Consider the following 9,971-nt stretch of genomic DNA (forward strand, 5'->3'; position numbering starts at 1 on the left):
GCCCAGAAGCCCCCGCCCAAGGCCCTGCCCGCCGTACCAAAACCCTCGTACCCCTACGCATCCCTCATCCAGCAGGCCACCGACCTCCTCGTCGGCCTCCGCCGCCACGAACCCCGCCTGCTGCTCTCCGCCACGGATACGGAATACCTGGCGCCCGGCGTCGCCGCCTGGCTGGAGCGCGACCTCACCCCCACCGCCGTAACGCAGGCCCTCATCGCCCGTCTGCCACCCGAGGAGCTGCACCGCCCGGCCGNNCGCTGCGCACACCGGCCGGGCCATCACCGGTCTGGCACCCACTCCGGAACTGCGACGGCTGCGACCGCGCGTACCGCGGCCCGGAACCGGGCAGATGCGGCGACTGCCGCCAGCAGCACGGGAACCCGGTTCCCGGAGACCTTCACTCCTCAGGGTGAATACCGCCAACTTGTCGGCTATCAGCCCGTGTTGAACTCCTACGCTCACAGCGGGACTTGCCCTGGCATGTGCCACAGGCAATGCCCACCCATACCGCCCCACTCACAAGGACCCACATGGTCAGCGCGCCCCACGAGGCGATGCACCGCATCTTCCAGGAGTACCCGGAGCTCTTCTCCCGGGTCGCCGAGATGCTGGGCATCGACTTCACTCCACCCACCTCGGCCACCGTCCTGCCCACCGACCTCACCGAGACCCAGCCGGTCGAACGACGCGTCGACACTCTTTTACGGCTGGAGACGCCGGACGACGAGCCGCTTCTCCTCGCTATCGAGTCCCAGCGCGAGAAGGACCCGGACAAGCCCGCGAGCTGGGCGTACTACGCCTCGTTCCTGCTCGCGAAGTACCGGCTGCAGCCGATGCTGCTGATCGTCTGCCAGGACCGCGCGACCGCCGAATGGGCGGCCCGCCCGGTCTCCTTCGGCCCTCGCCAGTGGCCCCTTCTCACCCTGCGCCCGCTGGTCGTGGGCCCGCACAACATGCCCGTGTTCACCAAACCGGCCGAGGTCCGCAAGAGCCTCCCACTCGCCACACTGTCCGCGATCACCCACGCCAAGAACCCGGACATCGGGGCCATACTGAAAGCGATGACGACCGTTCTCCACGACGAGACGGACGCCGTCAGGAACCCCATCATCGAATTCATCTCACAGGGCCTGGGCAAGCTGCCCGCCGCAGCGCAATGGAGGACACTGGTGGCCGTGGACCTTTCTTTCTACAAGTCGCCCCTCTTCGAAGAAGTCCGCGACGAAGCCCGGAACCAAGGCCTGACGGAAGGCCGGACCCAAGGCCGGACCCAAGGCCTGACGGAAGGCCGGACCCAAGGTGAGGCGCAACGCGCCGCCGAGGACGTCCTGACCGTTCTCGCCGAGCGTGGCATCGATGTCCCCGAGGACGCCCGTGAACGCGTCATCGGCTGCGGCGACCCCGAGACCCTGAGCCGCTGGCTTCGGCGTGCCGTCACCGCCGCGTCCGCTGCGGCGATCTTCGAAGCCGAGTAGCGCCGAAGCCGCCTGGCAGGTCATCGCGAGGGGGTAACCACACCAAAACGGATGCCCTGCCCCCTACGCGCCGATCACCCTCAACACCAGCACCATCGCCAGTACGGCGATCACGACCGCCCCCGACGCGATGCCCGCGACGCGCAGGACCACCTGTTTCGCGGGCCGCCTGACAACCTTGAGGATGTCGGTACCAGTCTCGGTGTCGGTCCCGGCCCCCACCCTGTCTGGGAACGCGAAGTACACCCACTCCGGGTCGGCGTCGACCGTCACACGGGCGACCGGCAGATAGCGGAGAGTCGCCCGGCGTGCGACTTCCCGCCTCGCCAGGGCCAGTTGGGGTTCCACCTCGGCGCGGAGGGACTCCGGCAGGTCGGGTGGGAGTTTGTCCCAGACGTTGGCCAGGTGCTTCACGCGCCAGCCTGCCCGCCAGGACGTCGGCCACCAGAGGTGCGGCGGGGCCGCGACCCGCTTCCGGTCCGACTCCACCGGGTGGGAGATCTCCGCTTCGACGTACGCCGTGAAGTACCCCTTGCCGCCGCACGGATCGTGCCGGACGCGTTTCGAGCCCTTGCACGCGTCGCAGGGGCGGACGCCCTTCTCCTTGCAGACGCCGCAGGGCATCGTCTGCTGCCCCTGGCACTTGGGGCAGGCCACGTCATGCGCCCCGCACCGCCTGCACCAGTCGGTGCGCACCTGCCGCTGAGCCTTCGCCGGCGGCTTCCGGGTGTCCCTGTCGCGGGTGCCGCCGCACGACCAGCACGCGTCGACACCCCCACCGCACGCACGGCACTTCACCCTCGTCGGGCACTTCTGTGTGCCGCTCCCGCCGCATTGCTCGCAGTCCAGCGAACCCCCGGCGCAGCCCTCGCACGACTCCTCGGCCATCGAGCCCTCGCGCACCAGTCTCACCGGGGGTGAGGATGCAAAACCCGAGGGCACGGGGACGGGATGGGCGGCGAGGTCGGTATAGGCGGGCCGCTTGGAAATCTCCTTCAGCTTCCTTCCCGGCACCCGCCGCCGCACTTCCTGGCCCCGTACCTCGAACCGGCGGTCGATACGGAAGTCGAGCAGCGGCCGGTCGGTCAGCCGCGCCGTCCCGGGAACCATGAGGCGAACGGCCCGGCCCCGCCCGGAGAGGTAACGCTCAACCGCCCGGAGACTCTCCTCCTCACCGGACGGAACAGGCGGATCGGAGGGAACAGGAGGGTCGAAAGGCGGATCGGCAGGTGGTTCCGAAGGTGTCGTGGCCAACCCTGCCTCCCTGGGCAACGTTCCAGGAGAGCAGCGTACGAGCCACCTGATATTCCATCAAGAGGGCCTCATCGCAGCCCTGTTGGAGCTTGGAACTTGGAACTTGGAACTTGGGTCTTGGGTCTTGGGTCTTGGCGCATTGGGTCAGCCCTTGCTGGCTCCCAATGTCAGGCCGCTGACGAACTGCCGTTGCAGCGCGAAGTACACGATCAGCGTCGGGATCGCGGTCAGCAGCGCGCCCGCCGCCACCAGGTTGGGGTCCGTGAAGTACTGGCCGGAGAGGTTGTTGAGGGCCGAGGTGATCGGCATGTTCTCGCCGGTGGAGATCAGGACGAGGGCCCAGAAGAAGTCGTTGTAGATCCAGATGGAGAGCAGGGTGGCCAGGGCCGCCATCGCGGGCCTGCACAGCGGAAGCACGATCTGCCAGTACGTCCGCCACACCGACGCGCCGTCGACGAGCGCGGCCTCGGTCAGCTCGTGCGGGAGCATCCGCATGTAGTTGGCCAGCACGAACGCGCAGAAGCCCGACTGGAACGCGATGTGGATGAGGACCAGACCGAGCGCGGAGTCGTACAGCTTGCCGGAGGCCGTGATCCCCGGCAGGTCGACGAGGAGATAGAGGCGGTACAGCGGGGTGATGATGACCTGCTGCGGGAGCAGGTTGCCCGCCGTGAAGACGAGGAGCAGGGACAGACTGATCCGGAAGTCGAAGCGGCTGACGTAGAAGGCGACCATCGACGACAGGAACAGCGTCAGCAGTACCGCCGGAACGGCGATGATCAGCGTGTTGACGAAGTAGTGCGACATGTCCGACTGCGTGAAGGCGTTCGTGAAGTTCGCGAAGCTCAGCTTGTCGGGCCAGGAGACGTAGCCCTTGGTGCTGGTCTCGGCGTACGGGCGCAGCGCCGAGTAGACCGCCCAGAGCAGCGGCGCGAGCCAGGCCAGCGACATGACCACGAGGAACACGTGCAGCAGCACGCGCGCGGGGCGGACAGGGGCGCGCTGTTCGACGTTCACCGGCATCGTCGTCGTAATCGTGCTCATGCCCGCCGCTCCTTCCGAAAGGTGCTGACCAGGTACGGGATGATCACGACGAGGGAGATCACCAGCAGGACGACGGCGATCGCGGAGCCGTAACCGATCCGGCTGGACTCGCCGATGATGTTGTTCGTGACCAGGATCGACAGGAGTTCGGTGCCCTGGGCGCCGCCGTTGAAGACGTACACGAGGTCGAAGGCGCGCAGTGCCTCGATGATCGTGACGACCAGGACGATCGTGTTCGTCGGCCGCAGGGTGGGGAAGATGACGTTCTTGAACGTCTGCCACTCGTTGGCGCCGTCGAGCGAGGACGCCTCGCGCAGCGACGGGTCGACGCCCTTCAGACCGGCCAGGTAGAGGATCATCATGTAGCCGGTGTGCCGCCAGGACGCGGCGACGAGGATCGCCCAGAGGTTGAGGTCCGGGTCGCCGATCCAGTCGATGTAGTGGCCTGGTTTGTTGGCGCCGATGAGGCTGTTGATCAGGCCCGTGTCCGGGTTGTAGACGAGCTGCCAGACGAATCCGGTGACCGCCAGCGACACCACGACCGGGAGGAAGAAGGCCGTCTGGTAGACCCGGGTGAACCGGATGTTCTTGTCCAGTTGCACGGCAAGGAACAGGCCCAGCGGGGTCGGGATCGCGATGAGTACGACGAACCAGATGACGTTGTGCTGGACGGCCGGCCAGAACTGCGGGTTGTTGTCGAAGAGTTCGTGGAAGTTCCGCAGCCCGACCCACTTGATGGAGTCGAAGCCGATTCCGTCCCAGGTGGTGAAGGCCAGCACGATCGAGGCGAGGGCCGTCACCCAAACAAGGGCGACATGCAGGAAGGTCGGCAGCCCCGCCATGAACGCCAGCGCCACCCGGTCGCGGCGGGTCAGCAGCCGACGGTGACCCGAGGGCGGCTTGCGGCTCGGCAGAGGAGTACTGGTACCGGCCGGGAGCGGCGCGTCGGCCGCCCCCGGGGCCACGGGGACCGAGTCGAAGGCGCTCATGAGGACGCGAAGATCGACTTCTTCTGGCGCTCGATGGACGAGAGCAGGCTGTCGATGCCCTTGGGATCACGGATGAACTTCTGGAGCGCGGGCTGCATGACCGTGGAGGTGAAGTCCGGGCGGCTGTCACGGTCCATGAACTGGGTGAGGTTCTTGGCGCCGCTGATCATCGCGTACGCCTTCTTCTGGATCGGGCTGTACGACGAGGTGTCGGCGGTGGTGGAGGCGGCGACGACGTTCGGGTCGGCCTTGAGGTAGATCTCCTCGGCCTCAGGAGTGCCGAGGAACTCCATCAGCTTGACCGAACCGGCCTTGTTCTTCGGGGACTTGCTGATCATGAACCCGTCGGTCGGCGCCTCGACCGTGTCCTGGCCGAAGGAGGGGTCGATCTCCGGGAAGGGGAAGAAGTCGAGGTCGGCAAGATCGGTCGCGTTCGTGAACTGCTGGCCCACGAAGCTGCCCAGCAGATACATTCCGGCCTTCTTCGAGACGAGGCTCTGGGCCGCGTCCTGCCAGGTCCGACCGGTCGATCCTTCCTGGCTGTAGGGGAGGATTTCGGCCCAGTTGTCGAACGCGGCGCGGACCTTGGCGTCGGTCCAGGACGCCTTTCCGGCCATCAGCTCGACGTGGAAGTCGTAGCCGTTGGTACGGAAGTTGATCTGGTCGAAGGTGCCGAGCGCGGGCCAGGCGTCCTTGTCGCCAAAGGCGATCGGGACCAGTCCGTCCTTCTGCATCCGCTTGCAGAGGGCGAGGAACTGCGCCCAGGTGGTGGGCACTTCGTAGCCGTGGTCCTGGAAGACGCTCTTCCGGTAGAAGATCGCCCAGGGATACGTGTACAGCGGCACGAAGTAGTACTTGCCGTCCGCGCCCTTGCTGAGCTGCTTCATCGCCTCGGGGAAGTTGCCCCCGATCTTCTGCCACACGTCGTCGATCGGGCTGGCCAGGCCCTTGCCCGCGAAGAACTGCATGCGGTAACCGGCGAACCAGGTGAACACGTCGTCCGGAGTGCCCTGAAGATAGGAGTTGATCTGCTCCTGAAACGTGTTGTGGTCCTTGGTGTTCACGTCGACCTTGATGCCGCTCTTCTTCGTGAACGCGGCGTAGATCTCGGCGAAAGCTTTCTTCGGGACGGCGTCCGAGGAGTTCGAGCCGAGGGTGACCGTCTTCGTGTCGGTACCCGTGTCGCTGCTGCCGCAGGCGCTCAGCAACGGAAGGCCCGCGCCGAGCGCCGCCGCGCCGCCGACACCGCGCAGCAGGGTCCGACGACTCGGACCGGGGACGAACAGGCGGGAGGGTGTGTGGTCCATGACGACTCCTCAGGACAGACCCCGAAAAGGGATCAAGGTCATGACTACGCTGGATCCGTGCCGATCTAAAACGACCAGAAATCAACTTGCCCGAACACCGTGGCGGCAATGAGAGCCCCGCGTCAGGTCGCGCGTCAATAGGTCGTACTTGGCGTTCCTGAAATGTGATGGACATGTGAACGCAGGTATTTGCCAACAAACCAATCGCAAAGAGTCAGCGCAAATCCGCCCCCTCGGCCGCCCGGCCGGACGTGCGGCCCGTCCACCGCGAACAGTGATCTTTCATCCGGGACGGGCGGACCGGTCCGGACACGACATCGGTGATGATCGGCCCACGACCGGTCGGTACGTCGGCCGGAGCCCGTCGGCGTGCCGGCCGGAGGCCCAGGAGCAGCAGCAGAAGCCCCGGGAGCCGTAGGAGCCCGCCACCGGATCCTCACCCCGGAAAGGCGGTCCGCCGGGCCGCCGCCCACCCGCCGGCCTGCACCGCCTTCCCATCCGGCCACTCGGCCCGGCACCCGCCACGACCCTGACCCCGCATCAGGTGCGGGCCGCCCGCGCGCCACTCGGCCACCGCACAGCGGCGATCACTGTCCTCCCGGACTCCGGGCCCCCGGGAGGACAGGGCTCCGCACGCCGACACCACCGGCGCGGTACCGCTCCCCCGGACCCCGCTGATCGCGCTCGGCGGGGCCCGGCCCGAGTCAAGGGCCGCCGAACACCCGAACGATCTGCCGCAGCACACGGGCAACCCGTACGCGCCTCAACACCACCACCGTGGACGACCGGAACCGGTAACCGCCCTGTCCCCGTCCACATCCCCGTCCACGTCCACATCCCCGTCCACGTCCCTGGCCACGTCCCTGGCCATGTCCCCGGCCGGAGGCCGCCGTACGAGCTACGGCGACCGCCCTTCCGACGCTCCGAGGCGGCGGGCCGGAGCCACTGCCACCAGGCCGTCCCACAGCGGGCCGGAGCCACTGCCGTCAGGACCGTCCCGCGGCGGGCCGGACCGTCCGGTCAGCCCGCGATCCGTACCTTCCGGGACACGCTCACCTGGTCCACGTCCGACGTCCGGATCGTGACCTTCATGGTCCAGGTGCCCGCGATCGGGAGGTTGAGGTTGTTGGTGCCCCAGTAGCCGCCCTGGTCGGTGACCTCGGCGTTGAGCGGGCCGATGTCCTTGCTCGGGAGGGAGAAGGAGATACGCAGTTCGGGGACGATCGCGAAGCCGTCGTCGGGGCCGAACACCACCGCCTGCACGCTGTTCTCGCCGACCCGGCCGGGTTCGAGGGTGACCTGCACCTTGCCGTGGCCGCCCGGCGTACCGACGTCGAAGGGGATCGTGGTCGTGGACGCGCTGATCACCCCGGGTACGGGGGCGTCCTTGGCTGCCTCGGCAGCCTCGGCGGCGGCCCGGCCCGGCAGGGTGGTCGTCAGGACGGTCGTGATGACCAACACAGCGATCCCGACAGCCACTTCGGCCAACACGGACCAGCGGAGCCGACGCCTGTGGGAGGCGTGGATGTCGTCCGTACGGTCGTCATCAGCGCTGTCGTCACCCGCGCTGTCGTCACCCGCGCTGTCGTCACCCGAGGTGCCGTCACCCGACGTGCCGTCGCCCGACGTGCCGTCGCCCGAGGTGCCGCTGTCGCCTTCGCTCTCGCCGGACCCCGTCGACGGACCGCCGACCTTCTCAGGCACCCGATCCCCGACCTTCGCCTCCGCCGTCTCCTGAACCGGCACCGACACCGGTTCCGACACCGGCACCGGCACCGACACCGACACCTCTACCGGCACCAGCAACCGCCCGGTCCACCGCCGCGAGAACCCGGCCGCCACCAGCAGCAGCGCCACCGCGCACAGCTTGGCGATCAGGATCCGGCCGTACGACGTACCGGTGATCGCGTCCCAGGAGCCGAGGCCGCGCCAGGACTGGTAGACGCCGGTCGCGGTCAGGATTGCCACCGAGGTGAAGGCCAGCCGGGAGAAGCGGGTGATGGTGGACGCCGGGAGCGGGTCCTCCGCCTGGAGCAGGGTGAGCAGGGCCGCGAGGCCGCCCAGCCAGGCGGACATGGCGAGCAGATGCAGCACGGAGGACGCCATCGCCACCGGCACCTGGATACCGGCCGACGCGTGTTCGGCGGCGGCCCACGTCAGGGTGAGCCCGAGGGCGAGCGCGGCCCCGGCGCCCAGCAGGACCGGCTTCGCACGGTCGCCCGTGTCCGCTCCGGAACGCCGACGCCGACGTGCGACCACCGTCAGGAGTACGGCCGTCGCCGCCAGCAGGGCGAGCCTGGCCAGGAGTGCCAGGCCCGGCCTGCTGGTCACGGTGCGTTCCAGGACCGACAGATCGAAGGCGTCGGCGGGCCCGGTGCCGGCCTCGTACGGGCCACGCAGCAGGAGCAGGGCGACGGTGGACGCCAGCAGGGTCCACCAGCCCGTCAGGACCAGCTTGCGCAGGGGGTCCGTGCTCGACGGGCGGCAGAGGAGCACGAAGACGACGGTGCCGACGAGCAACGCCAGCGCCGCGTACGCCAGATAGCGGACGATGTCGTAGAGGGCGCTGGTGGCCGCGTTCTCGGTGGGGCCTGTGTCGATCGCGGCCGGGGTCGCGGAGGGTTCGCCGATGGAGAAGGTGAAGGCGCCCGAAATGGGGTGGCTGTCCGCCGACACGACCCGCCAGGCCACGGTGAACGTGCCCTTGCCGAGGCCCTTCGGCAGGCTGACGCGCACCGCGTCGGAACGCCCGTCCGCATGCTCGGCCTCGCCGGTGCTCACACGCCGGCTGTCGGGGTCGAAGAGCCGGAAGGAGTCGTCGAGCAGGGCGACGGACTCGGTGAAGGTCAGCGTGACCTGCCGGGGCGCCGATTTGAGGACGGTTCCGTCGCGCGGGTCGGTGTCACGGAGAGCGGCGTGCGCGGACGCGGTACCCGCCCCGCCGACGAGAACGAACAGGACCAGCATGCTGCCCAGCAGCGCCAGCCGCTGAACTCCCCGAGCACCCCGAACCCCGCTCCTCACGCCCTTCCGCCCGCCGACGGCCGTAGGCCCGCCTCCCGCGTCGCCTCCCGCGTCGGTTCGCCGGTCATCGTCGCGCCCTTCGTTCCGTAGTCGGCCCACGTACCTTCTCCGTCTTCGGGACTTTGGGACATTGGGACTTGCGGCTCTCGTATACGTACGGACGATCCTGACGCCCCGCTCACCCCGCCGGGAACCGGATTCGCCGTGGTCTTCACCACGTGGGACGGGCGGACACCCCTCCGTCCACCACCAGGTCGTGGCCGCTGACCCAGGACGCCAGCGGCGAGGCGAGGAACACGCATGCGTCGCCGATGTCCTCGGGTCGCCCCAACCTCCCTACGGGCGCCGCCTGTTGCCAGCGCCGCACCCCCTCCGGCCAGTCGTCGGCCAGGCCCTCACGGTCGATGAGGCCGGGCGAGACGGTGTTGACGCGGATCCCGTACCGCCCGTATTCGAGAGCCGCCGAGCGGGCGTGCATCACGACCGCCGCCTTGGAGGCGCTGTAGTGCGCGTGGCCGGGCGCCGGTTGCGCGGCCTCGATGGACGCGATGTGGGTGACGCTGCCCCCGTCCGGCTGCTCCCGCATGACCTCCGCCGCGGCCTGCGTACAGGCGAAGACGCTGAGGAGGTTCGTGTCGACGACGGCCCGCCAGTCCGCGACCGTCATCCCGGCCAGCTCCTGGACCGGCTGTACGCCCGCGCTGTTGACCAGCGCGTCGAGCCGTCCGCCACCCCACTCGGCGGCCTCCCGCACCACCCGCCGGCACTCGTCCTCGTCGGTGAGATCGGCCCGCAGTACGACGGCCCGCCCGCCCGACTCCCCGATCCGCGCGGCCACTTCGCGCGGATCGGGGAGTCGGGCGGGCGGGCCGTCGTAC

7 protein-coding genes and 1 pseudogene are annotated in these 9,971 nt (G+C 68.7%); 2 read left to right on the top strand and 6 right to left on the bottom strand.

Annotation, left to right across the window (positions count from 1 at the left end):
* Both AOK08_RS47170 and AOK08_RS10270 read left to right on the top strand, forming a co-directional pair.
* A pseudogene (locus tag AOK08_RS47170) lies at positions 1-253 on the top strand (helix-turn-helix domain-containing protein); the annotation flags it as partial.
* A gap of 277 nt (positions 254-530) precedes the next feature.
* A complete protein-coding gene (locus tag AOK08_RS10270; RefSeq protein WP_055525178.1) occupies positions 531-1,475 on the top strand; it encodes an RpnC/YadD family protein in 945 nt (314 codons plus the stop codon).
* Positions 1,476-1,538: 63 nt separating this feature from the next.
* Here AOK08_RS10270 and AOK08_RS10275 read toward each other — a convergent pair whose 3' ends face one another.
* The 6 genes from AOK08_RS10275 to AOK08_RS10300 form a co-directional block, all read right to left on the bottom strand.
* The gene (locus AOK08_RS10275; protein WP_055525179.1) at positions 1,539-2,585 is read right to left on the bottom strand and encodes a hypothetical protein; all 1,047 of its coding nucleotides are present in this window, start codon (positions 2,583-2,585) and stop codon (positions 1,539-1,541) included.
* 288 nt (positions 2,586-2,873) lie between these two features.
* The gene (locus tag AOK08_RS10280; protein ID WP_055525180.1) at positions 2,874-3,773 is read right to left on the bottom strand and encodes a carbohydrate ABC transporter permease; all 900 of its coding nucleotides are present in this window, start codon (positions 3,771-3,773) and stop codon (positions 2,874-2,876) included.
* The gene (locus AOK08_RS10285; RefSeq protein ID WP_055525181.1) at positions 3,770-4,762 is read right to left on the bottom strand and encodes a carbohydrate ABC transporter permease; all 993 of its coding nucleotides are present in this window, start codon (positions 4,760-4,762) and stop codon (positions 3,770-3,772) included. The genes AOK08_RS10280 and AOK08_RS10285 overlap by 4 nt, the downstream gene beginning before the upstream one ends.
* Positions 4,759-6,069: an ABC transporter substrate-binding protein gene (locus AOK08_RS10290; protein ID WP_055525182.1), complete on the bottom strand. Its 1,311-nt coding sequence runs from the start codon at positions 6,067-6,069 to the stop codon at positions 4,759-4,761. The genes AOK08_RS10285 and AOK08_RS10290 overlap by 4 nt, the downstream gene beginning before the upstream one ends.
* Before the next feature lie 1,020 nt (positions 6,070-7,089).
* On the bottom strand, positions 7,090-9,036 hold the full coding sequence (locus AOK08_RS10295; RefSeq protein ID WP_055525183.1) for a copper resistance CopC/CopD family protein: 1,947 nt from the start codon (positions 9,034-9,036) through the stop codon (positions 7,090-7,092).
* 268 nt (positions 9,037-9,304) lie between these two features.
* The coding region (locus AOK08_RS10300) for an SDR family NAD(P)-dependent oxidoreductase (protein ID WP_055525184.1) at positions 9,305-9,971 on the bottom strand (667 nt) is incomplete at its 5' end.

This window comes from Streptomyces graminilatus (genome assembly GCF_001418565.1).
GTDB lineage: Bacteria > Actinomycetota > Actinomycetes > Streptomycetales > Streptomycetaceae > Streptomyces > Streptomyces graminilatus.